The following is a 22,329-nucleotide window of genomic DNA, read 5'->3' as shown; positions in this document are numbered from 1 at the left end:
GCGGCCAGGTATGCCGCCGTCTGCGTGAGCGCAAGTTTAAGGAGCGCAACACCCATGGTGAACACCACCACCGCTACCGACCTCCCTTCGTTCCAGGTCCCGGCCGGCACCACAGTCGGTGCCGCGATGCGGGAGCTGGACCTTCCGAACAAGGGCCCGGAGGCCATCGTCGCCGTCAAGGACACCGACGGCGAGCTGCGCGATCTCTCCCACACCCCGGAGGTCGACGCTGAGTTCACCCCGGTTGCGGCGAACACCGAGGACGGGCGCGCCATCATCCGCCACTCCTGCGCCCACGTGCTGGCGCAGGCCGTGCAGCTGGAGTTCCCCGGCACGAAGCTGGGCATCGGCCCGGCCATCGAGAACGGCTTCTACTACGATTTCGACGTCGCCGAGCCCTTCACCCCGGAGGATCTCAAGGCAATTGAGAAGCGGATGAAGAAGATCATCAAGACCGGCCAGCGTTTCGAACGTCGTGTCTACGAGTCCACCGAGGCCGCCGCCGAGGAACTCAGGGATGAGCCCTATAAGCTCGAGCTCATCCAGGACAAGGGCAACGTCGACCCGGATTCCGATGAGGCCACCGAGGTCGGTGCCGGCGAGCTCACCGCCTACGACAACATCAACCCGCGTACCAGCGAGGTCGAGTGGTCGGATTTGTGCCGTGGCCCGCACATCCCGACCACCCGCTACATCCCGGCATTCGCCCTGACCCGTTCGTCGGCCGCCTACTGGCGCGGCGACCAGGCCAACGCCGGTCTGCAGCGCATCTACGGCACCGCCTGGGAGGACAAGGGGTCCCTCGACGCCTACCAGACCATGCTCGCGGAGGCGGAGAAGCGCGACCACCGCCGCCTGGGCACAGAGCTGGACCTGTTCTCCTTCCCGGACGAGATCGGTTCCGGCCTGCCGGTCTTCCACCCCAACGGCGCGACCGTGCGCATGGAGATGGAGGAGCACTCCCGCCGCCGCCACGTGGAGGCCGGTTACTCCTTCGTCACCTCCCCGCACGTGACCAAGGGCGACCTCTTCGAGAAGTCGGGCCACCTGGGCTTCTACAAGGAGGGCATGTTCCCGCCGCTGCAGCTCGACGCGGAGTACGACGAGGAGGGCAACCAGACCAAGCCGGGTCAGGACTACTACCTGAAGCCGATGAACTGCCCCATGCACAACCTCATCTTCGACTCCCGGGGCCGTTCCTACCGGGAGCTGCCGCTGCGTCTCTTCGAGTTCGGCACCGTCTACCGCTACGAGAAGTCCGGCGTGGTCCACGGCCTGACCCGCGCCCGTGGCTTCACCCAGGACGACGCCCACATCTACTGCACCGAGGACCAGCTCGAGGCCGAGCTGACCACCGTGCTGGAGTTCATCATCTCCCTGCTCAAGGACTACGGCCTGGACGACTTCTACCTGGAGCTGTCCACCAAGGACCCGAAGAAGTATGTCGGCGACGATGACATCTGGGAGCGCTCCACCGAGATCCTGCAGCGTGTGGCCACCAACTCCGGCCTGGACCTGGTGCCGGACCCGGAGGGCGCGGCCTTCTACGGCCCGAAGATCTCCGTGCAGGCCAAGGACGCCATCGGCCGTACCTGGCAGATGTCCACCGTCCAGCTGGATTTCAACATGCCCGAGCGCTTCGACCTGGAGTACACCGCCCCGGACGGCAGCAGGAAGCAGCCGATCATGATCCACCGCGCGCTCTTCGGCTCCATCGAACGGTTCTTCGGCGTGCTCCTCGAGCACTACGCCGGCGCTTTCCCGGTGTGGCTCGCCCCGCAGCAGGTCATGGGCATCCCCGTGGCCGAGGACTTCGCTCCGCACCTGGAGGAGATCACCGCGGAGCTGCGTAAGCGCGGTATCCGCGCGGATGTGGACACCTCGGATGACCGGATGCAGAAGAAGATCCGCAACCACACCACCGGCAAGATCCCCTTCATGCTGCTGGCCGGCGCCCGCGACGTGGAGGCCAACGCCGTGAGTTTCCGCTTCCTCGACGGCTCCCAGATCAACGGCGTGCCGGTGGCCGAGGCCATCGAGCTCATCGACGCCTGGATCAAGGACCGGATCAACGACCAGCCGAGTGAGGACGCACTTGCAGCCCGCCGTTGAGGACACCTGGACAGACACCGGCGTCGGTGAGCCGGATCGGCTGACGCGCCTGTGGGCGCCCTACCGGATGAGCTACATCAAGGAGCGCCCGCCGGCCGGTTCGGCGACGCAGGGTGATCCCTTCGTCGATGCCCCGAAGATGTCGGATGAGGACGGGCTGATCGTCGCCCGTGGGGAGCTGGTCTACGCGATCCTCAACCTCTACCCGTATAACGCGGGCCACCTCATGGTCATCCCGTACCGCAAGGTCGCGGACCTGGAGGACCTCACCCCGGAGGAGATGACGGAGCTCATGGGCTTCGTCACCACCGCGGTGAAGGTGCTCAAGAAGGTCTCCCGGCCGGAGGGCATCAACGTCGGCTTCAACCTGGGCAAGGCCTCGGGTGGCTCGGTGGGCAACCACCTGCACATGCATGTTGTGCCCCGCTGGTCCGGTGACTCGAATTTCCTCACCGTCCTGGGTGGGACGAAGGTGCTGCCGCAGCTGCTCCGCGACACCCGCTCCATGCTCGCCGAGGCCTGGGTGGAGGTTGCCGGTGCTTAGTTCCCGTGGTCGCCGACCCGTCTCCGTCATCGTCGAACCGGTGGCCCGCGGTCTGCTGCGTGTGGGCCTGACCCCCAACATGGTGACGGTCATCGGCGCGGTGGTGACCGCCGTCATCGCGGTGCTGCTCATCCCGGGCGGACACCTGTTCTGGGCCGCGGTGGTCTCCGGCCTCTTCGCCGCCTTCGACCTGGTCGACGGCACGATGGCCCGACTGCGCGGCGGCGGCACGAAATTCGGGGCGACACTCGACGCCACGTGTGACCGCATCACCGACGGAGCGCTGTTCGCCGCGATCACCTGGTGGCTGATCTTCACCTACCAGCCGCACCCCTCGCTCATCGTGGCCTCCTTCGTGGTGCTCATCGGTTCCCAGGTGATCAGCTACGTCAAGGCCCGCGGCGAGGCCAGCGGCTTCCGCATCGTCGGCGGGCTGATCGAACGTCCCGAGCGGCTGATCATCGGACTGGTGGGCATCGGTCTGCAGGGACTTGGTGTGCCCTACGCCATCGACGTAGCGCTCTGGGTCCTGGCCGCCGGCTCCGTGTACACGGTGGTCCAGCGACTGTTCATGGCCTCGCGTAACCCGGAGGCCCTCGAGCACATCGCCCCGCCGCCCGGCACCCGGGATTCCGACCCGCAGGAGGCCAACGCGCGATGAGCATCCGGGACCTGGATCCGGCGGCACTGGGATACCTGGCGGGGTGGCGGCTGGTCCGCCACATGCCGGACCGGTTCGCGGACGCTGTGTTCACCGCCGGCGCGGACCTGGCCTCCGACCACGGCCGCGGGATGGAGATGCTGCGGCGCAACCTGAGCCGGGTCGTGGGTGCGGAGAACGTCACCGCAGAGCTGGTGCGGGATTCCGTACGGTCCTACGCGCGCTACTGGCGGGAGGCCTTCCGTCTGCCCGCCATCAAGGATGACCCGGATCTCGGCGCCCGTCTGATGGCCGGGATGGAGGGACGTGAGCACCTCGAGGCCTCCCTCAGCTCCGGCCGGGGGGTGGTGCTCGCGCTGCCGCACTCCGGCAACTGGGACATGGCCGGACTGTTCGTGGTACGCCACTACGGTCCTTTCACCACCGTTGCCGAGCGGCTGAAGCCGGAGGTGCTCTACGACGCCTTCGTGGACTTCCGCGAATCACTCGGTTTCGAGGTGCTCGCGCATGCCGGCGGGACCCCGCCGTACCCGCGTCTGCGCCGGGTGCTGGAGGACGGTGGGACCGTCGCGCTACTGGGGGAGCGTGACCTGAAACGCCGCGGCGTGCCGGTCGAGTTCTTCGGCGAGGAGACCACCATGCCCGCCGGCCCCGCGCAGCTGGCCCTGGACACCGGTGCCGCGCTGCATGTCGCGCACTGCTGGTTCCCTGGTGACGGTTGGGGACTGTCGGTCTCGGAGGAGATCGAGGTGGACACCCTCGGGGACACGGTCCAGCGCATCGCCGACGGCTTCGCCGCGAACATCGCCGCCCACCCGGCGGACTGGCACATGCTGCAGCCGCTGTGGCCGGCGGACGTGGACCCCGGGCGGGGTGGCCGCTAGTGCGCATCGGCATCATCTGCCCGTACTCCTTCGACGCCCCGGGCGGGGTGCAGGCGCACATCCTCGACCTGGCTGAGGTGCTCATCGGTCTGGGCCACCACGTCGAGGTCCTCGGGCCGGCAGCCGCGAAGACCGAGGTCCCCGACTACGTCACCCGCGGCGGGCGCAGCATCCCCATCCGCTACAACGGCTCCGTCGCCCGGCTCTCCTTCGGACCGGCCGTGCGGGCACGGATCCGGGAGTTCATCACCCGGGGTCGTTTCGACGTCCTGCACATCCACGAACCGAATTCCCCGAGCTATTCCATGGCCGCCCTGTGGATGGCGCGGGGACCGATCGTGGCCACCTACCACGCCTCCTCCTCCGGCTCCTTCATCCTCCAGCTCGTCCGCCCCCTGCTGCGGCCCGCGCTGGAGAAGGTCCGCGGCGGGATCGCCGTCTCCGAGATGGCGCGCCGCTGGCAGGTCGAGCAGCTGGGCGGGGATCCGGTGCTCATCCCCAACGGGGTGGACACCGCCCGTTTCGCCGCCGCCCGCAAACAGCCGGCTGTGTCGGAGGGGCCGGTGGAGATCGTCTTCCTCGGCCGCCTGGATGAACCCCGCAAGGGGCTGGACATCCTGCTGCGCGCCCTGGAACTACTGGAACGTGAGGTCCGTGTCACCGTCATCGGTGCCGGGAAGGCACGCCAGGTCCCCGGCGTGGATTTCGTGGGCCGGGTCAGCGACGAGGAGAAGGCCGCCATCCTCGGCCGGGCCGACATCTACGTCGCCCCCAACACCGGCGGCGAGAGCTTCGGCATCGTGCTCGTCGAGGCGATGGCCGCCGGCTGCGCGGTCGTGGCCAGTGACATCGAGGCCTTCGCCGCCGTGATGGGGGAGGCGGGTGTCCTCTTCGAGATGGGCAGTGCCCGGGCCCTGGCCGACACCCTGCGCCTGCTTGTCGACGACCCCGCCACCCGCGCCCGCCTCATCGCGGCGGGGGAGCAGCGTGCCCGGCGTTTCGACTGGGAGACCGTCGCCCAGGACGTGCTCACCGTCTACGAGACCGTCGCCGACGGCACCGCGGTGGGGGTGGAGTGATGATCTGGTGGATTCTGCTGGCGGTCATCCTCACCGCCGTGGCCCTGTGGGCCTTCCAGACCGCGCAGCGCCTCAACCGGCTGCACATCCGCACCGATGCCGCCCTGGCAGCCCTGCAGGCGGCCCTGGACCGCCGTGCGGCCGTCATCGCCGCCCTGCTGCCGGAGGCCCAGCCCCTGGCCCTGGCCGCGGAGACCGAACCCCTGGTGCACGGCAGCTTCGAGGAACGCGCCACCCGGGAACGGCAGCTCTCCGAGGCGCTGGTTCCATTGGGCCCCGACCTGCCCGGCCGACTCATCGACGCCGAGGTCCGCGTCCAGCTGGCCCACCGCTTCTACAACGACGCGGTGGCCGATACCCGGGCCCTGCGGCTGCGGCCCCTGGTCAGGGTGTTTCGTCTCGGGGGGACTGCGCCGCTGCCGGAATTCTTCGAGTACCGCTCCTGAACCCCCGACCGCGCCGGGACTGCAGCACCAGCCACGTCGCGGCCAGCAGGGTGAGCACGACGATGATGCCGTTGCGCACCGCCAGGACTGTGATCTCCGTGCCCGCCGTCGCGGGGTCGGCCCACAGCGCGTCGTAGTGGAAGGGGTACACCCACGTGCCGAGCGCCGCGGCGATGACCGTGAGCACCGCCATCACCTGCACCAGCCGGGACCGGGTGACGTACAGGCACACCGCCAGCAGCGGTCCCAGCCACACGATGTACTGCGGGGAGAAGACCTTGTTGGTCACGAGCAGCAGCAGCACGAGCAGCAGGGAGAAGGCCACGGTCCGCAGGGGCCGCCAGCGGTCGGCCACCAGGTTCCAGCCGGCCCAGGCTACCGCGGCCAGCAGTACCGCGACCATCGCCCAGTCGGTGACCAGGACGGCCACGTCGGTGCCCGGGCCGGAGATCTCGAAACTCTTCGACGCCGCGAACCCGATCCAGTATTCACCCGGCCGGTTGTGGGCGTTGATGAGGAAGGGTGTGGCCGCGAGCGACTCGATCTGGATGCCGCGCCCGCCCTGGTAGTCCAGGGGGTTGAGCAGCCGGGGCAGCCCTGAGGTCCACCAGGTGATCCCCGCCAGGGCCACCAGTGTGAAGGTGAAGGTGAACACCCGCAGCCAGGTCGCACCCCGGCGCAGACCCCCGACCAGACCGGCGGCGAGCACCCCGGGCCACAGCTTCACGGCCGTGGCCAGCGCGAGCACCGCGGCACCCACCGCAGGGCGGGTGAACAGCAGCGCCGCGAACAGCCCCACCAGGATCGCCGGGAACAGGTCCAGCCGCAGCCAGAACACATGCCCGGCCGCCAGTCCGAAACAGACCCAGAACCACGCGGCCGCGAAGCGGCGCGTGCCGCCGACTGACAGGAGGAGGGTGAGGAAGGCGGCGTCGACAAGCATCATCATCACGCCGAAACCGATGAGGAAACCGGTCATCTCCGGGCCGGTGAGGGCGCCGAGCAGACGCAGCGGCCACACCCCGGCGTCCGGGTACTCCGTCATGGCTGTGGGATCGGTGCCGAACAGGCCCGAATGGTAGTAGCGCACGTCGCCGAGCGGATGAGATTCCACCAGGATCATGCCGGCGAGAATCAGGCGGGCCGCCACCCAACCGAACCACACCAGGGGGACCGAGGAGAATCTGCGCACCCGGTGATCCTAACCCGCCCCGAATGTAAACACAGGGCAATTAACCCGCGCCCCCGGTGAGAGCCTAAGGTTTTCGGTGCAAGAGGTTAAATCGCGAACAGGAGCAGACCCACTGTGACCATCAACACCACCGGCCGCGCCAGGCGCGGCTTCGCGGAGCAGTTCAAGGGCGGCGTCATCATGGATGTCGTCACCCCCGAGCAGGCGGAGATCGCCCAGGAGGCCGGTGCCATCGCCGTCATGGCGCTGGAGCGGGTCCCCGCGGACATCCGCGCCCAGGGCGGCGTCTCCCGCATGTCCGACCCCGACATGATCGACGGCATCATCGCCGCCGCCACCGTCCCGGTCATGGCCAAGGCCCGCATCGGGCACTTCGTGGAGGCCCAGGTGCTGCAGTCCCTCGGCGTCGACTTCATCGACGAATCCGAGGTGCTCACCCCGGCCGACTATGCCAACCACATCGACAAATTCGCCTTCGAGACCCCCTTCGTGTGCGGTGCCACCAACCTCGGTGAGGCCCTGCGCCGCATCAACGAGGGTGCCGCCATGATCCGTTCCAAGGGTGAGGCCGGCACCGGTGACGTCTCCAACGCCGTCACCCACATCCGCACCATCCGCGCGGAGATCAACCGCCTGACCTCCATGGCCGAGGACGAGCTCTACGTCGCCGCCAAGGAGCTGCAGGCCCCCTACGACCTGGTCGTCGAGGTCGCCCGCGAGGGCAGGCTGCCGGTGCCGCTGTTCACCGCCGGCGGTATCGCCACCCCGGCCGATGCCGCCATGATGATGCAGCTGGGCGCCGACGGTGTGTTCGTCGGCTCCGGCATCTTCAAGTCCGGCAACCCGGAACAGCGCGCCCGGGCCATCGTCAGGGCCACCCAGAACTACCTGGACCCGGCCATCGTCGCCGACGTCTCCCGTGGCCTGGGTGAGGCCATGGTCGGCATCAACGTCGACGACATCCCGGTCCCGCACCGCCTCTCCGAGCGCGGCTGGTAGCTCCGGCGCAGCACCGACAAAAAAATCCACGTACCGGGAACGGTACGTGGATTTTTTTCTGCCCGGATCAGTTGACGCGGTCCGCGATGGCGTCCGGATCATAGGGCTGCCCGATGAGCAGCAGCGCCGTGAAGACAACGGCGATGACGATCAGCAGGATGATGATGGAGCGTGCCGGACGGCGTACGAACTGGGCCAGGACCTTCTCCGGCAGGTTACGGGGCTCCCCGGTGGTGTCGGCGAAACGCCAGCCACCATCCAGCAGGCCCTTCCGGTCAGCCCACATGGTGAAGGGCCAGGCTGCGAACGGGATGATCGACACACCCAGCCCGACGATGCCCTGGGCCGGGGACCAGCGGTTGTTGATCCACAGCAGGGTGGTGATGGCCGCGAAGGTGAGGAAACCGAAGCCGTGGATGCCGCCCGCGAAGGGCATGACGGCGTCGGTGGTGCCGGAGTACTTCAGGGCCATGCCGATGATCAGCAGCGACCAGGTCACCATCTCCGTGAGAGCGGCGAAGCGGTGGAACGTCTTGGGGGTCAGGCGGGTGGTGGTCTCGGTCGGGGAGATCGTGCTCATGAGGGCTGATGCTACCGGTGGGCGGGAAAACGGGACAGTCGGCCACCTGGGTAGAGTTTCAGGGGCAACGACCGGCTGGGAAAGGGACACATTGAGTCAGATCGAGCACATCCTCGGGCTGGAGCGGATCGACCGCGACATCTTCCGCGGCCCTGCGGCGGAATCGAAGCTTCCGCGCACCTTCGGCGGGCAGGTGGCGGCGCAGGCTCTGGTTGCCGCCACAGAGACGATTGAGAGGGACCTGACGGTCCACTCCCTGCACGGTTATTTCGTGGCCCCCGGCAAGGCGGCGGACCCCACCATCTTCCTCGTCGACCGGATCCGCGACGGTGGCAGCTTCGCTTCCCGCCAGGTCCGGGCCGTCCAGGACGGGGAGACCATCTTCTCCATGCAGGCCAGCTTCCACCGGCGGGACGACGCAGGCCCGGAGCACTCCGCCATCATGCGGGACGTGCCGGGCCCCGAGGAACTGGCGCAGGACGGCTCGACCCTGCCGGTCTCCTCCCGCGCGCTGCTGGAGGAGTGGGGCGACTGGGACATCCACGTCGTGCCCGCCACGGACTACGAGCACGATAAATACTCCCCGGGCCAGCAGGTGGTGTGGTTCCGGTCCCGACGCCCGCTCCCTGACGACGAGACCTTCCACATCTGCACCCTGGCCTACATGTCGGACATGACGCTGCTGCACTCCGCGATGGTGCCGCACCCGGACCACAAGGCACAGATGGCCAGCCTGGACCACGCAATGTGGTTCCTGCGCCCCTTCCGCGCTGACGAGTGGCTGCTCTACGACCAGGTCTCGCCGTCCGCCCACGGGGGGCGCGCCCTGACCCACGGGCGTATCTTCGACCGGGCGGGAAATCTGGTTGCCGTGGTCACCCAGGAAGGCCTCACCCGCACCCTGCGGGAGGGCGGCGAGGTGATCCCGACACGGAAGGCCACGTCGAAATAGCCGGGCAATTTGGTGACCTGCGTATAATCAGGCAGGTCAAGTCAGCCGACGTCCCCGCCGATTCCGTACTGCCCGCTCCCTCGCCCGTCGGGGTTGAGAGTGCAACGGGAATCAGACGGGGCAGAAAGAAAGGGATCTGATGGCAGGCCACTCAAAGTGGGCGACCACGAAGCACAAGAAGGCTGCGAACGACGCGAAGCGCAGCAAGGAATGGGCGAAGGCGATCAAGGCGATCGAGGTCGCTGCGCGCATCGGCGGCGGTGACCCGGCCGGCAACCCGACGCTGGACGACATGATCCGCAAGGCCAAGAAGGCCTCCGTCCCCAACGACAACATCGAGCGTGCCCGCAAGCGCGGTGCCGGTGAAGAGGGCGGCGGCGCGAACTGGGAGAACATCACCTACGAGGGTTACGGCCCCAACGGTGTGGCTGTCCTCATCGAGTGCCTGACGGACAACCGCAACCGTGCCGCCACCGAGGTGCGCACCGCCATGACCAAGAACGGCGGCAACCTGGGCGAGTCCGGTTCCGTCGCCTACCTGTTCACCCGCACCGGCATCGTCCTGGTGGACAAGGGTGAGCTCACCGAGGATGACGTCCTCATGGCAGTGCTTGACGCCGGCGCCGAGGAAGTCAACGACCTGGGTGAGAAATTCGAGATCGTCTGTGCACCCACCGACATCCCGGCCGTCAAGACCGCGCTGGAGGAGGCCGGCATCGAGGTCGACGACTCCGACCAGGACTTCCGTGCCTCCGTCGAGGTCCCGCTGGACCTTGAGGGCGCGAAGAAGATGATCAAGCTCATCGACGCCCTCGAGGACTCCGATGATGTTCAGGACGTGTACACCAACATGGACCTGTCCGATGAGGTCATCGCCGCGCTGGACGCCTGAGTCCACTTTTCGGACATGTGTGCTATAAGTTGGGGGTGAAGTCACACAGAAAGGTACGGGCGGCGGTTTGAGTCTTGCAGGACTGCGCGTGATGGGCATTGACCCGGGACTGACCCGGTGTGGTCTCTCCGTGGTGCAGGCCGGTCGGGGGCGGTCGGTGCTGCCGGTCGCCGTCGGCATCGTACGTACCCCGGCGACCGCGGAGCTGCCCGAACGGCTCAAACGCCTGTCCGCCGGGGTCAACCAGTGGATGGACGATTACCGTCCCGATGTTGTCGCTGTCGAGCGGGTCTTCGAGCGTGGCAACGTGTCCACGGTCATCCACACCGCCCACGCCTCCGGGGTGCTTGTCCTGGCGGCCGCGGAACGGGGGATCCCGGTGCACATGTACACACCCTCTGAGGTCAAGAAGGCCATCTCCGGCAATGGTCGGGCCGACAAGAAACAGATGACCACCATGATCACCCGGATCCTGGGACTGGCCGAACCACCGAAACCGGCGGACGCCGCCGATGCCCTGGCGCTGGCGGTGTGCCACTGCTGGCGTGCTCCGCTGCTGGCACGTACCGCCGCCCTGCTCAACTCCGAAGGAGCCACATCATGATCGCCTCCCTGCGTGGCACAGTCATCGGCATCGGACTGGACCATGCCGTCATCGAGTGCGCCGGCGTGGGCTACCGCGTCGAGGCCACCCCCGCCACACTGGCCACGCTACGGCGCGGCGAGGAGACACTGATCCTGACCAGCCTCATCGTGCGGGAGGACGCCCACATCCTCCATGGTTTCAGCTCTGATGAGGACCGCGGCATGTTCCACCTGCTGCAGACGGTCACCGGTCTGGGGCCGCGCCTGGCGGTGGCCTGCCTGTCCGTCTTCAACGCCGGGGAGCTGTCCCAGGCCATCGCCGGGGAGGATGCCAAGGCCCTGCAGCGCATCCCGGGCGTGGGCAAACGGATGGCCGAGAGGCTCATCCTCGAACTCAAGGACAAGGTCGCCGCTTTCGCGGCGCCGGAGGACGAGAATGCCCCCGCGCCCCAGCTGCCCACCGCCGCTGAGGCCGTCGTCGAGCAGGTGACCGAGGCCCTCCTGGGACTGGGTTTCACCGACCGGGTCGCCCAGCCGGTCGTGGAGGGCGTGCTGGCGGAGAACCCCGCCCTGGACACCGCCGCCGCCCTGCGCGCGGCCCTGACCCAGCTCGGCCGGAAGTAGGTGGGTCATGGGTGACATGGAACGCACGGAATTTGCGCTGCCGGAGGAACGCGACGTCGACACGCAGGTGCTGGCCGGTGAGCAGGACACCGAGACCACGCTGCGCCCCCGCAGCCTGGACGAGTTCATCGGCCAGCCCAAGGTCCGCGACCAGCTCTCGCTCGTGCTCACCGGCGCGAAGAACCGCGGTGTGACCCCGGACCACGTCCTGCTCTCGGGCCCGCCCGGGTTGGGCAAGACAACGATGGCGATGATCATCGCGCAGGAGCTCAACACCAACCTGCGCATGACCTCCGGTCCGGCGCTGGAACGGGCAGGGGATCTGGCGGCCATGCTCTCCAACCTCACGGAGGGAGACGTCCTGTTCATCGACGAGATCCACCGCATCGCCCGCCCCGCGGAGGAGATGCTCTACATGGCCATGGAGGACTTCCGGATCGACGTCATCGTGGGCAAGGGCCCCGGAGCCACCTCCATCCCGCTGGAACTTCCGCCGTTCACCCTGGTGGGGGCGACCACCCGCTCCGGCATGCTCACCGGGCCGCTGCGTGACCGTTTCGGTTTCACCGCCCAGATGGAGTTCTATGACGTCGAGGACCTCACCCGTGTGGTCACCCGTGCCGCCCGGATCCTCGACGTGACGATGGACCCGGATGCCGGCGTGGAGATCGCCTCCCGTTCGCGGGGGACACCGCGTATCGCCAACCGGCTGCTGCGCCGGGTCCGGGACTTCGCGGAGGTCAACGCCGACGGCCACATCGACCTCGCCGCCGCGCAGGGTGCCCTGCAGGTCTTCGACGTTGACGAGCTCGGCCTTGACCGGCTCGACCGCGCCGTGCTCTCCGCCCTCGTGCGCGGCCACGGCGGTGGGCCCGTAGGGGTGAACACCCTGGCTGTCGCGGTGGGCGAGGAGCCCGCCACCGTCGAGGAGGTCTGCGAGCCCTACCTGGTCCGTGCCGGACTGGTGGCCCGCACCGGCCGGGGCCGGGTGGCCACCGCCGCCGCCTGGCGCCACCTCGGCCTGGAACCACCGGAAGGTGCTCTCGGGCAGCTGTGAGCCTGCCCGCTGGTGGGCCGGTGCCGTAATCTGGCAGACTGGCCCACCATGGACCTTCTTCTCCTTCTCCTCATTCTCGCGGTATTCATCCTGCCCTCCGTATTCATGATGCGCTCCCAGCGCAAGCGCCAGGCTGAGGTGCAGGGCATGCAGGCCGCCCTCAAGATGGGCGACCGCGTGGTCACCGTCTCCGGTATCCACGGCACCATCGTGGGTGTCCGCGACACTGAGCTGGACATCGAGCTGGCCCCGGGCATGGTCGTGGTGATGGACCGCATCGCCGTGCTGCGCCAGGCCGAGCCCTCCGCAGCTCCCGGTGCTCTCGGCGCCTCCGGCTACCAGTCCACCTACGATGCCTCCACCGGTACGGCCGGGACCCAGGGCTACCAGCACCCGGAGTACCCGACCGAGCACCCGGAGAACTTCCCGGACAATGATGAGGGCCGCCCGGAGAACCGGTAGTCCGATGGTCCGGGCATGGCCGAACTCACATGCCCTGTGCTGAATCAGCGCAAACCATGCCGTAGCATGGTCGTTCGTGCAGTCTCCGCCGGAACAGGGGCGGAGAAGTGCGTCATTCAGACCGTTGGCCGTCGTGAAGCTTCCCTCAGGGGGACACGGACGGCAGTCGTCACCGGGTGACCGGTGGCGCTTTTTTATCCAGAGGAGTCACCTCATTGTCCGTCACATCCCGACGCGAACGGTCAGGGTCCCAGCGGGCCTGGCCGAAGCGTGCACTGGCGTTATTCGTCCTGATTCTCGCGGTGGTCTACGCACTGGTGTTCTTCACCGGCGACCGTCAGGCGACCCCCAAGCTGGGTATTGACCTCCAGGGCGGCACCCGCGTGACGCTGGTCCCGCAGGGCGAGGAACCCACCGCGGATCAGCTGGCCCAGGCACGCGTCATCCTGGAGAACCGTGTCAACGGCATGGGGGTCAGCGGCGCCAGCGTGGTCACTGACGGCAACACCCTGGTCATCACGGTGCCGGGCGAGGACACCTCGCAGGCCCGCGCCGTCGGCCAGACCTCCCAGCTGCTGTTCCGCCCCGTGGCCGTGCCCGCCGGCCCCGACGTCGCCGCCCTGCCCGGTGAGCTCGGTGCCATGGCGGACCGCTGGGTCGAGTTCGGGGTGATCACCCCGGAGCAGGCCGAGGGTGCGGTGTCCACGGTCGTCAACGCGATCAACACCAACCTGCCGGAGGGCACGGAGCCGGTCGAGGCCCCGGAGCTCACGGCGCAGCCGCTGCCGGAGCCGGCGAACTCGCTGGAGGCGACTGAACGCCGCCAGCAGGTCACCGAGATGCTGCTCGTGGACCGTCAGTCCACCGACCCGACGGTCCAGGCGGCGGCCAGCTCCCTCATGCGCTGCGAGCCTGAAGCGGTTGACCCGCTCTCAGGCACGGATGACCCGGCCCTGCCACTGGTGGCCTGCGAACCGGGCACCGGTCAGGTCTACCTCCTTGATCCGGCACCGCTGCTGGCTGGTGTCACCGAGGAGGACGGACCCCGCCTGACAGGCAACGAGATCGACACCGACCGGGCGATCACCGGTGGTCTCAACCCGCAGACCAGCCAGATGGAGATCAGCTTCGCCTTCAAGACGGACGGCCAGAACTCCGGTTCCCAGACCTGGACGAACCTGACCACCGAGTACCTGCAGCGTCAGATCGCCATCACCCTGGACTCGCAGGTCATCTCCGCACCGGTGATCCAGTCAGCGACCCCCTTCGGTTCGGCGACCTCCATCACGGGTGACTTCACCCAGCAGGAGGCCCAGGACCTGGCCAACAACCTGCGCTACGGTGCACTGCCGCTGTCCTTCGCCGGCGAGGACGGCGAGCCGGGCGGCACCGCCCAGTCCGTCCCCGCCTCCCTCGGTGTCGCCTCGCTGCAGGCGGGTCTCATCGCCGGTGTCGTGGGCATCATCCTGGTGGCGATCTTCGTGTTCGCCTACTACCGCCTCTTCGGCTTCATCTCCCTGATCACCCTGGCCACCGCCGGCATACTGGTCTACGGCTCGCTGATCCTGCTGGGCCGCTGGATCGGTTACTCGCTGGACCTGTCGGGCGTGGCGGGTCTGATCATCGGTATCGGCACCACCGCGGACTCCTTCGTCGTCTTCTACGAGCGCGTCAAGGATGAGGTACGTGAGGGCCGGACCTTCCGCTCGGCGGCCCAGCACGGTTGGGACCGGGCGAAGCGCACCATCGTCACCGGCAACATGGTCACCCTCATCGGTGCGGTGGTGATCTACTTCCTCGCCGTGGGTGAGGTCAAGGGCTTCGCGTTCACCCTGGGTCTGACCACCGTCTTCGACCTGCTGGTCACCTTCCTGGTCACCGCCCCGCTGATGCTGCTGGCCGCGCGCAGGCCGTTCTTCGCCAGGCCCGCGGTCAACGGCATGGGCAAGGTCTTCGAGTTGGCGGAGGCCAACCGGGCAGAGGAACGACGTATCGCACAGGCCGCGGCGGCCGGGGCAGCGGAACGTCGAGAAGCAACCACCGCAAGCACGGAGGAGAAGTAGATGAGCTCGAACAGTGTGTTCCAACGCCTGTACACCGGTGAGGGCGGCGTCGACTTCATCGGCCGTTCCCGCCTGTGGTACTGGATCACCGCGGCCCTGATGGTGATCTCCATTGCTGCCATCGGCATCCGTGGTTTCGACCTCAGCATCGATTTCGAGGGCGGCACCAAGCTGAACATGCCGGCCGCTGAGCTGGTCGTCGAGGAGGTCGAGGAGACCTTCATCGAGGCCACCGGCATCACCCCGGAGATCACCCAGATCGTCGGTGCCGGCGATTCCCGCACCCTGGAGATCAACTCGGAGCGTCTGACCACCGCGCAGGTCGACTCCGCCCGTGAGGCCATCTACGAGGAGTTCCAGCCGCTGGACGCCTCGGGCACCCCCTCGCCGGATGCGATCGGTGACTCCACGGTCTCCGAGTCCTGGGGCTCGACGATCACCCAGCGCATGCTCATCGCCCTGGGAGTATTCCTCGCCCTGGTCTTCCTCTACATCGCCTTCCGCCTGGAGCGGGAGATGGCTGCCGCGGCGATGCTCTCGATCGTCGTCGACGGTGTCCTCATCGCCGGCATCTACGCACTCTTCGGCCTGGAGGTCTCCCCGGCTTCGGTGATCGGTCTGCTGACGGTGCTGTCCTTCTCCATCTACGACACCGTCATCGTCTTCGACAAGGTCCGCGAGAACACCGAGGGATATCTCGGTTCCAGGCGTGCCACCTACGCAGAGGAGGCGAACCTGGCGGTCAACCAGACGGTCATGCGTTCCATCTCCACGTCGGTGATCGCTGCGCTGCCGATCATCGCGCTCATGATCGTCGCCGTGTGGCTGATGGGCGTGGGCACCCTCAAGGACCTGGCGCTGATCCAGCTCATCGGCGTCATCGAGGGCATCTTCTCCTCGCTGTTCCTGGCCACCCCGCTGCTGGTCACCCTGGTCAACCGCCGCAAGGACACGAAGAAGCACAACGCGGAGGTCGCCGCCTACCGCGCCGGCGAGGACAACGGGGAAGAGCTTGTCGACGCCGCCACCACCCCCGCCGAGACCCCGCGCACCGTCACCGGCCCGGCGGAGGCACCTGCCACCGGCGCCAGCTGGCGCCCCGACCGCCGGTGATTCTCTCCTGAACTGTCCGCCCCCTATACTGGTCGCAGCACATCCTGTGGTGGATGTGGGGGCCGGAAAGTAGGTTTGACGTGGCGGGACAATGGTTCAGGGGCAGGCGCCGCGCCAGGGCGGCGGCAGTCGCCGCACTCACCTCGGTGATGCTGGTGGCCTGCTCCCCGGGCTCCGGTGGGGGAGGCGGGGACAGCGGCGCGGAACTGGCCACCACGGACCATTTCGGCTATCTCGTGGACACCGCTCTGCTGACCACGAACGCCGGGAGTGAGGTGGGGGCCTCCTCCAACACTGAGGCGTTGTCAGGCCGGCTCTACCCGGCGGTCTTCGTGCCGGGGCCTGCCGGCCAGATGATCCCCAACACCGACCTGATGAGCACCCAGGTGCTGCCCGGCGCGAACCGGCAGGTCATCTACACCATCGCCGATGGGGCGAAATACTCGGACGGAGTGCCCGTCACCTGCACGGATTTCCTGCTCAGCTACAAGGCCGGGGTGCATGAGGGGCTCTTCGGCTCCCACCTGCCGCAGACCCGGTCCGTCCTGCGGTTGGAGTGTGAGCCGGGGCAGAAGCGTTTCACGGTCGTCTTCGACGAGGACGGCGGGGGACGGTGGCGCCAGCTCTTCGGGCCCGGTTCGACGCTGCCGGCGCATGCGATTGCGGCGCGGGTCGGCCTGAGCACGGAGGAACTCCACACAGCTCTGCAGGCCGATGATCTGGAGACCCTCGCGGAGGTCGCGCCCGTCTGGCGTGGCGGTTTTGACCTGGCCACCTTCGACCCGGAGCTGCAGGTCACGTCCGGCCCCTTCGTCATCGACCGGGTGGGGGAGGACGGCGAGGTCGTGCTCGTGCCCAATGAGCACTACTACGGTGACGCCCCGCATCTGGACACCATTGTGGTGTGGCCGCGGGGGACCGACGCACATCACCTGGTCGATACGGATGCCGTGCGGGTCGCGGACATCCACAGCACCAATCCCACCTGGGTCAACCGGGATGAGCCGACCAATACCCTGGATGTGGAGAGCCGGGTGGGCAGCCTCACCGACACTCTCGTGCTCGCCGACGCAGGGCTCTTCGCCACCCCGGAGGCCAGGCGTGCCTTCGCGGGTTGTGTGGACCAGCAGGCGGTGGCGGCGGTGTCCTCGCGCATCAGCGGGGTGGAGGTCCCGCCGGTGGTGCTGCACACCCTGCCGCACAACGACCCGATGGCGCCCCAGCTCGCGGAGGTGGGGGACCCACAGCTGCCGGCCGACATCGGGCGGGCCCGGGCTCTGGCTGGCGCCACTGTGCGTATCGGTTACCTGGGTCCCGACGAGCGGAAGGCGGCGATGGTTGAGGCGGTCGCCCAGTCCTGCGGGGAGGCCGGCATCACGGTGGTGGATGTTTCCGCGGAGTCGTCCACCCTGGCGGATCTGTCGCGGACGACCACCGGCCGGTGGGGTGGGACGGTGGTGCGCGAGGGCGGTCTTGATGCCGTGCTCATGGCGGTGGATCCGCTGGCGGAGTACGGTGCGGCCTCGGCCCGGGCGGTGGATGTCGGCTACCTCCGGGAGGCGGAGAATCAGCTGTGGGAGGAGGTGCCTGCCATTCCCCTGTCGGCCCAGCCCCGGTGGTTCGTGATCGACCGCACAGTGGGTAACGTGGTGGTGTACACGGGACTGGCCGGGATCGGCTGGAACATGGACCGATGGCTAAGCGAGGACAACGGTGCTTAACGAGACGCAGAAGCGCATCACCAGGTACGGCAGCGCCAGGGAGGCGCTCGCCGACAAGATCCGCTACGTGCGGGACTGGCCGGAGGAGGGGGTTCTCTTCGAGGATCTCACGCCGGTGCTGGCCGATGCGGATGCGTTCCAGGTCGTCGTCGACGAGCTCTCCGATGCCTGCCGCCGCCTTGGCGCGGAGATGATCGGCGGACTGGATGCCCGCGGTTTCCTCCTCGGTTCGGCGGTGGCCTACAACCTCGGCCTGGGGATCCTGGCGATCCGCAAGAAGGGCAAGCTGCCGCCCCCGGTGGTCACGGAGGAGTACTCCCTGGAGTACGGTGCCGCCGCGCTGGAGATCCCCGCTGACGGGCAGGATGTGCACGGAGTGAAGGTGGTGCTTGTCGACGACGTGCTCGCCACCGGCGGCACCCTGGTCGCCGCCCGCAGACTCATTGAACATGCCGGCGGCCAGGTCGTCGGCAACGTCGTCGTCCTGGAGGTGCCGGAACTCGGCGGCCGGGACCGGCTCTCAGACCTCCCGCTGGTGGTGATCAACGAATGACCGACCGTTCCCGTCCCCGCTCCAATGTCGGCGTGCGGAGCATGTCCGCCCGTCTGGCCCGGAGCCTGACCGGCGCCCGTGCGAAGACGAACCCGGTGCTCGACCCGCTGCTGTCCATCCACCGGCAGATCCACCCGCGTGCCGACGCCGAGGTACTCTCCCGCGCCTATGAGACCGCCGAGCGGCTCCACGAGGGGGTCTTCCGGAAATCCGGCGATCCCTACATCACCCACCCCCTGGCCGTGGCCACCATTGCCGCGGAGATCGGCATGGACACCACCACCCTCGTCGCGGCGCTGCTGCACGACACGGTGGAGGACACCGACTACTCCCTCGAGGATCTCACCGAGGACTTCGGGGCCGAGGTCGCCCGCCTCGTCGACGGGGTGACCAAGCTGGACAAGGTGGCCCTCGGTGCCGCCGCAGAGGCGGAGACGATCCGCAAGATGATCGTCGCCATGGCCCAGGACCCCCGCGTCCTGGTGATCAAGGTCGCCGACCGCCTGCACAACATGCGCACGATGCGTTTCCTGCCGCCGGAGAAACAGGCCAAGAAGGCGCGGCAGACCCTGGAGGTCATCGCCCCGCTGGCCCACCGCCTCGGCATGGCCAGCGTCAAATGGGAGCTGGAGGACCTCTCCTTCGCCATCCTCTACCCGAAGAAATACGATGAGATAGTCCGCCTCGTCGCTGACCGGGCACCGTCGCGTGACCGGGCGCTGAAGGAGATCAGCGAGCAGGTCACCTCCGCGCTGCGGGAGAACCACATCGAGGCCGAGGTGATGGGCCGGCCGAAGCACTACTGGTCGATCTATCAGAAGATGATCGTCCGCGGCCGGGATTTCGACGAGATCTTCGACCTCGTGGGCATCCGCATCCTGGTCGACAACGTCAACAACTGCTATGCCGCCATCGGCGTCGTCCACTCCCTCTATTCGGCGCTGCCGGGCCGGTTCAAGGACTACATCTCGTCCCCGCGCTTCGGCGTCTACCAGTCACTGCACACCACCGTGATGGCGCTCCAGGGCCGACCGCTGGAGGTGCAGGTACGCACCCACGAGATGCACTTCAACGCCGAGTTCGGTGTGGCCGCGCACTGGCGCTACAAGGAGACGAAGGGCTCCCACAAGGGCGACCGTGAGGAAGTCGACCAGATGGCGTGGATGCGACAGCTGCTCGACTGGCAGAAGGAGGCCGCGGACCCCAACGAGTTCCTCGACTCCCTGCGCTACGACCTCACCGCCAAGCAGATCTTCGTGTTCACCCCCAAGGGGGACGTGGTCAACCTGCCGGCTGAGTCCACCCCGGTGGACTTCGCCTACGCCGTGCACACGGAGGTCGGCCACCGCTGCATCGGGGCGAAGGTCAACGGCAAGCTCGTCGCCCTGGAATCCTCCCTGAAGTCCGGTGACCGGGTGGAGGTCTTCACCTCCAAGGATCAGAACGCCGGGCCCTCGCGGGACTGGCAGGACTTCGTCGTCTCCCCGCGGGCCAAGGCGAAGATCCGCCAGTGGTTCGCCAAGGAACGCCGCGAGGAGCACCTCGAGGCCGGCCGCGACGCGCTCGCTGCGGAGGTCCAGCGGGGCGGCCTGCCCATGCACCGGCTCTTCACCGCCCAGTCGATGAAGACGGTGGCCACGCAGCTGCACTACCCGGACGTCGATGCCCTCTACACCGCGATCGGTGCGGGCAGCGTCTCCGCCCAGCACGTGGCCAACCAGCTCATGGCGATCTTCGGCGACCAGGACGACGCCGTCGACGCCCTGGCCGCGCGCACCCCCTTCTCCGAGATCATCAACTCCAAGGCACGCGCCTCGGATTCGGAGGCCGGGACCGGGGTGCTCGTCGAGGGCAGTCCCGACGTCATGGCGAAGATGGCCAAGTGCTGTCAGCCGGTGCCGGGTGATGAGATCTTCGGCTTCGTCACCCGCGGCGGGGGAGTGTCGGTACACCGCACCGACTGCACCAACGCCGGGAAGCTGCGCCAGGAGCCGGAGCGGCTCATCCACGTCGCGTGGGCCCAGGACGGGGTCACCGGCGGGGCCTTCGCCGCGACGCTCCAGGTGGAGGCGCTGGACCGGCAGGGGCTGCTCTTTGAGATCACCCGTGTGTTCAGCGAGCAGAAGCTGTCGGTGATGTCGTTGAACTCGAACTCCTCCGACGACCACATCGCCATGATCCGGATGACCTTCTCGGTCTCCGACACCAAGCAGCTGGGGCAGTTGCTCACCACGCTGCGCAACACCGAGGGGGTCTTCGACGTCTACCGCGTGACCGCCTGATTCACTGCCGACGCAACCTCCGCAGCCGCTCATCCTTGCGGGGGTGGTCTGTTGCACTTGGCACACACTCTGGCCCTGAGACCGCGTCCTCACGGTCAGTGCCAATAAAATACGGGCCGCCTCCCCGTAGGGGAGACGGCCCGGCGAACTGCCTGAACAGGTAAGGTTTAGGCGTTCAGCTTCTGGACGAAGCTGAAGACGGTTGCCAGCAGGCTGATGACAGTGCCGGCCACTCCGAGCCAGTCCTTGATGTCCTTCGGATTCTCGCTGGAGCCCTTGTCCTCGCCCTTCGCTGCATCCTCGCTGCTGGAGCCCTTCTTCTCCTCGCCGCCCGCTGCGTCAGCTCCGGAGGAACCGCCCAGGGAGGGGGCGGGGGTGCTGTCCGCGGGGGCGCTGTCCTCAGCGAGGATGGTGATCGTCGGAGCGCTGGAGACAGCGTTGGCGGGAGCAGAGACACCGGCGGTGGTCAGGGCGACGGTGGTTGCAACTGCAGCAAGAGCCTTACGGGAGAAGAGCTTCATGAAGTTACCTGTTCTTGTGGGTGGGAGCGATTGTGAACTGGACACACTATATAACGTCCATATCAAGTATGCAACCGTTTTATAACAGGAAGAACACTGTCCGACCTGTTGTTAGTCGACCGAAACGGTTTCGATGCGAACCTCTTCGGCAGGGGCACCGTCGGCGGCCCCACCCTCCACACCGGTCTCAGCGATCTCATCGAGCGTGCTCAGGCCCTCCTCAGAGATCTGACCGAAGTAGGTGTAGTCCGGGGCCAGCGGGGAGTCCGCGTAGTTGAGGAAGAACTGTGAGCCGTTGGTGTCCGGGCCAGCGTTGGCCATGGCGATGGAGCCGCGGGGGTAGATCACCGGGGAGGTGGCGGGCTCGTCAAGCTCGTCGGTGGGGTACTCGTTGGCGAACTGGAAGCCCGGGCCGCCGGCGCCGGTGCCGGAGGGGTCACCGCACTGCAGGACGAAGATGCCGGAGGTGGTCAGGCGGTGGCAGACTGTGTCGTCGTAGAAGCCCTCGTCGGCGAAGTGTTCGACGGCGTTGACGGTGCAGGGTGCGACGGTGCGGTCGAGCTCCATGCCGACCGGGCCCTGGTTGGTGTTCAGGGTGATGTTGACGGTGCCGGTGGTGGGGATGTCCTCGGTGGCAGGGGTGGAGATCTCGCGGGAGGCCTCACCGGTCTCGCTGTACTCGCAGGTGACGGTCTCCGGGAGGGCCATTGCACGGGTCATGGACAGCGGTTCCATGCTCGGGGCCTCGGTGCTGGTGGTGGTCTCCTCGGAGGCGGTGATCTCCTCGTCGGAGTCGCGGGTGGTGAGGAACCAGATGCCACCGACGATCACCAGGATGGCCGCGGCTGCGGCCGCACCGACCTTCGCGGGACGGGACTTCTCGGCGCGGTCGCGGGACTTGATTTCGCGGTCAAGCTTGACGAGGGCTTCCTCGCCACGTTTCCTGTTGTCGGTCACAGCGGGCTCTTCCTGTGGTCGGTGGGCATGTCGGACAGTCAGTGTAGTGC

General features: G+C 67.7%; 22 protein-coding genes. 18 read left to right on the top strand and 4 right to left on the bottom strand.

Annotation, left to right across the window (positions count from 1 at the left end; translation table 11 throughout):
* Positions 1–54 precede the first annotated feature (54 nt).
* From thrS to EAH68_RS12050, 6 genes are read left to right on the top strand one after another with little or no spacing between them, the layout of a single operon-like run.
* The gene (gene thrS, locus EAH68_RS12075) at positions 55–2,112 is read left to right on the top strand and encodes a threonine--tRNA ligase (RefSeq protein WP_126121598.1); all 2,058 of its coding nucleotides are present in this window, start codon (positions 55–57) and stop codon (positions 2,110–2,112) included.
* Positions 2,096–2,656 (top strand): ATP adenylyltransferase, encoded by a 561-nt coding sequence (locus EAH68_RS12070; protein ID WP_241228441.1) that lies wholly within the window; start codon positions 2,096–2,098, stop codon positions 2,654–2,656. Before thrS ends, EAH68_RS12070 begins: the two co-directional genes overlap by 17 nt.
* Complete coding sequence (gene pgsA, locus EAH68_RS12065; protein ID WP_126121597.1) at positions 2,649–3,317, top strand: phosphatidylinositol phosphate synthase; 669 nt, start codon at positions 2,649–2,651, stop codon at positions 3,315–3,317. Before EAH68_RS12070 ends, pgsA begins: the two co-directional genes overlap by 8 nt.
* Positions 3,314–4,201 (top strand): phosphatidylinositol mannoside acyltransferase, encoded by an 888-nt coding sequence (locus EAH68_RS12060; RefSeq protein WP_126121596.1) that lies wholly within the window; start codon positions 3,314–3,316, stop codon positions 4,199–4,201. Before pgsA ends, EAH68_RS12060 begins: the two co-directional genes overlap by 4 nt.
* A complete protein-coding gene (locus tag EAH68_RS12055; protein ID WP_126121595.1) occupies positions 4,201–5,280 on the top strand; it encodes a glycosyltransferase family 4 protein in 1,080 nt (359 codons plus the stop codon). The genes EAH68_RS12060 and EAH68_RS12055 overlap by 1 nt, the downstream gene beginning before the upstream one ends.
* Complete coding sequence (locus tag EAH68_RS12050; RefSeq protein ID WP_126121594.1) at positions 5,277–5,726, top strand: hypothetical protein; 450 nt, start codon at positions 5,277–5,279, stop codon at positions 5,724–5,726. The genes EAH68_RS12055 and EAH68_RS12050 overlap by 4 nt, the downstream gene beginning before the upstream one ends.
* Here EAH68_RS12050 and EAH68_RS12045 read toward each other — a convergent pair.
* Positions 5,665–6,918 carry a DUF2029 domain-containing protein gene (locus EAH68_RS12045; protein WP_206436411.1) on the bottom strand — a complete coding sequence of 418 codons (1,254 nt, stop codon included), beginning with the start codon at positions 6,916–6,918 and terminating at the stop codon, positions 5,665–5,667. The genes EAH68_RS12050 and EAH68_RS12045 overlap by 62 nt on opposite strands.
* A 114-nt stretch (positions 6,919–7,032) precedes the next feature.
* On the opposite strand from EAH68_RS12045, the gene pdxS reads away from it, so the two are divergent.
* Entirely contained in the window at positions 7,033–7,917 is an 885-nt protein-coding gene (gene pdxS / locus EAH68_RS12040) for a pyridoxal 5'-phosphate synthase lyase subunit PdxS (RefSeq protein WP_126121593.1), read from the top strand.
* A gap of 67 nt (positions 7,918–7,984) precedes the next feature.
* Here the strand turns inward: pdxS and EAH68_RS12035 are convergent, their stop codons facing one another.
* The gene (locus tag EAH68_RS12035; RefSeq protein WP_126121637.1) at positions 7,985–8,461 is read right to left on the bottom strand and encodes a DUF3817 domain-containing protein; all 477 of its coding nucleotides are present in this window, start codon (positions 8,459–8,461) and stop codon (positions 7,985–7,987) included.
* 127 nt (positions 8,462–8,588) lie between these two features.
* On the opposite strand from EAH68_RS12035, the gene EAH68_RS12030 reads away from it, so the two are divergent.
* The 11 genes from EAH68_RS12030 to EAH68_RS11980 all read left to right on the top strand — a co-directional run bounded on the left by EAH68_RS12030 (position 8,589) and on the right by EAH68_RS11980 (position 20,801).
* Entirely contained in the window at positions 8,589–9,449 is an 861-nt protein-coding gene (locus EAH68_RS12030) for an acyl-CoA thioesterase (protein WP_126121592.1), read from the top strand.
* 139 nt (positions 9,450–9,588) lie between these two features.
* A complete protein-coding gene (locus EAH68_RS12025; protein ID WP_126121591.1) occupies positions 9,589–10,341 on the top strand; it encodes a YebC/PmpR family DNA-binding transcriptional regulator in 753 nt (250 codons plus the stop codon).
* A 91-nt stretch (positions 10,342–10,432) separates the two neighbouring features.
* Positions 10,433–10,945: a crossover junction endodeoxyribonuclease RuvC gene (gene ruvC / locus EAH68_RS12020; RefSeq protein ID WP_126121636.1), complete on the top strand. Its 513-nt coding sequence runs from the start codon at positions 10,433–10,435 to the stop codon at positions 10,943–10,945.
* On the top strand, positions 10,942–11,550 hold the full coding sequence (gene ruvA / locus EAH68_RS12015; protein ID WP_126121590.1) for a Holliday junction branch migration protein RuvA: 609 nt from the start codon (positions 10,942–10,944) through the stop codon (positions 11,548–11,550). Before ruvC ends, ruvA begins: the two co-directional genes overlap by 4 nt.
* 7 nt (positions 11,551–11,557) lie before the next feature.
* The gene (gene ruvB, locus EAH68_RS12010) at positions 11,558–12,607 is read left to right on the top strand and encodes a Holliday junction branch migration DNA helicase RuvB (RefSeq protein WP_126121589.1); all 1,050 of its coding nucleotides are present in this window, start codon (positions 11,558–11,560) and stop codon (positions 12,605–12,607) included.
* 48 nt (positions 12,608–12,655) lie between these two features.
* The gene (yajC, locus tag EAH68_RS12005; protein ID WP_126121588.1) at positions 12,656–13,069 is read left to right on the top strand and encodes a preprotein translocase subunit YajC; all 414 of its coding nucleotides are present in this window, start codon (positions 12,656–12,658) and stop codon (positions 13,067–13,069) included.
* Positions 13,070–13,284: 215 nt separating this feature from the next.
* Complete coding sequence (gene secD, locus EAH68_RS12000) at positions 13,285–15,132, top strand: protein translocase subunit SecD (RefSeq protein WP_126121587.1); 1,848 nt, start codon at positions 13,285–13,287, stop codon at positions 15,130–15,132.
* Positions 15,133–16,245 (top strand): protein translocase subunit SecF, encoded by a 1,113-nt coding sequence (gene secF, locus EAH68_RS11995; protein WP_126121586.1) that lies wholly within the window; start codon positions 15,133–15,135, stop codon positions 16,243–16,245. It abuts the gene before it with no gap.
* A 149-nt stretch (positions 16,246–16,394) separates the two neighbouring features.
* The gene (locus EAH68_RS11990) at positions 16,395–17,966 is read left to right on the top strand and encodes an ABC transporter substrate-binding protein (RefSeq protein ID WP_241228447.1); all 1,572 of its coding nucleotides are present in this window, start codon (positions 16,395–16,397) and stop codon (positions 17,964–17,966) included.
* Positions 17,959–18,519 carry an adenine phosphoribosyltransferase gene (locus EAH68_RS11985; protein WP_126121584.1) on the top strand — a complete coding sequence of 187 codons (561 nt, stop codon included), beginning with the start codon at positions 17,959–17,961 and terminating at the stop codon, positions 18,517–18,519. The genes EAH68_RS11990 and EAH68_RS11985 overlap by 8 nt, the downstream gene beginning before the upstream one ends.
* Entirely contained in the window at positions 18,516–20,801 is a 2,286-nt protein-coding gene (locus tag EAH68_RS11980) for a RelA/SpoT family protein (RefSeq protein WP_126121583.1), read from the top strand. The genes EAH68_RS11985 and EAH68_RS11980 overlap by 4 nt, the downstream gene beginning before the upstream one ends.
* 167 nt (positions 20,802–20,968) lie before the next feature.
* Here EAH68_RS11980 and EAH68_RS11975 read toward each other — a convergent pair whose 3' ends face one another.
* Positions 20,969–21,322 carry a hypothetical protein gene (locus EAH68_RS11975; protein ID WP_126121582.1) on the bottom strand — a complete coding sequence of 118 codons (354 nt, stop codon included), beginning with the start codon at positions 21,320–21,322 and terminating at the stop codon, positions 20,969–20,971.
* Between the two features lie 111 nt (positions 21,323–21,433).
* A complete protein-coding gene (locus EAH68_RS11970) occupies positions 21,434–22,279 on the bottom strand; it encodes a peptidylprolyl isomerase (RefSeq protein WP_126121581.1) in 846 nt (281 codons plus the stop codon).
* Positions 22,280–22,329: the final 50 nt, after the last annotated feature.

The organism is Corynebacterium hylobatis (assembly GCF_003955685.1).
Classification (GTDB): domain Bacteria; phylum Actinomycetota; class Actinomycetes; order Mycobacteriales; family Mycobacteriaceae; genus Corynebacterium; species Corynebacterium hylobatis.
This window is presented reverse-complemented; position numbering and strand designations above follow the sequence as displayed.

What these genes read in the sequence shown, in the direction of transcription:
- thrS (WP_126121598.1), top strand. Translation starts at nt 55, where the DNA reads ATGGTGAACACCACCACCGCTACCGACCTCCCTTCGTTCCAGGTCCCG.
- EAH68_RS12060 (WP_126121596.1), top strand. Translation starts at nt 3,314, where the DNA reads ATGAGCATCCGGGACCTGGATCCGGCGGCACTGGGATACCTGGCGGGG.
- EAH68_RS12025 (WP_126121591.1), top strand. Translation starts at nt 9,589, where the DNA reads ATGGCAGGCCACTCAAAGTGGGCGACCACGAAGCACAAGAAGGCTGCG.
- ruvC (WP_126121636.1), top strand. Translation starts at nt 10,433, where the DNA reads ATGGGCATTGACCCGGGACTGACCCGGTGTGGTCTCTCCGTGGTGCAG.
- ruvA (WP_126121590.1), top strand. Translation starts at nt 10,942, where the DNA reads ATGATCGCCTCCCTGCGTGGCACAGTCATCGGCATCGGACTGGACCAT.
- ruvB (WP_126121589.1), top strand. Translation starts at nt 11,558, where the DNA reads ATGGGTGACATGGAACGCACGGAATTTGCGCTGCCGGAGGAACGCGAC.
- yajC (WP_126121588.1), top strand. Translation starts at nt 12,656, where the DNA reads ATGGACCTTCTTCTCCTTCTCCTCATTCTCGCGGTATTCATCCTGCCC.
- secF (WP_126121586.1), top strand. Translation starts at nt 15,133, where the DNA reads ATGAGCTCGAACAGTGTGTTCCAACGCCTGTACACCGGTGAGGGCGGC.
- EAH68_RS11990 (WP_241228447.1), top strand. Translation starts at nt 16,395, where the DNA reads ATGCTGGTGGCCTGCTCCCCGGGCTCCGGTGGGGGAGGCGGGGACAGC.
- EAH68_RS11980 (WP_126121583.1), top strand. Translation starts at nt 18,516, where the DNA reads ATGACCGACCGTTCCCGTCCCCGCTCCAATGTCGGCGTGCGGAGCATG.
- EAH68_RS11975 (WP_126121582.1), bottom strand. Translation starts at nt 21,322, where the DNA reads ATGAAGCTCTTCTCCCGTAAGGCTCTTGCTGCAGTTGCAACCACCGTC.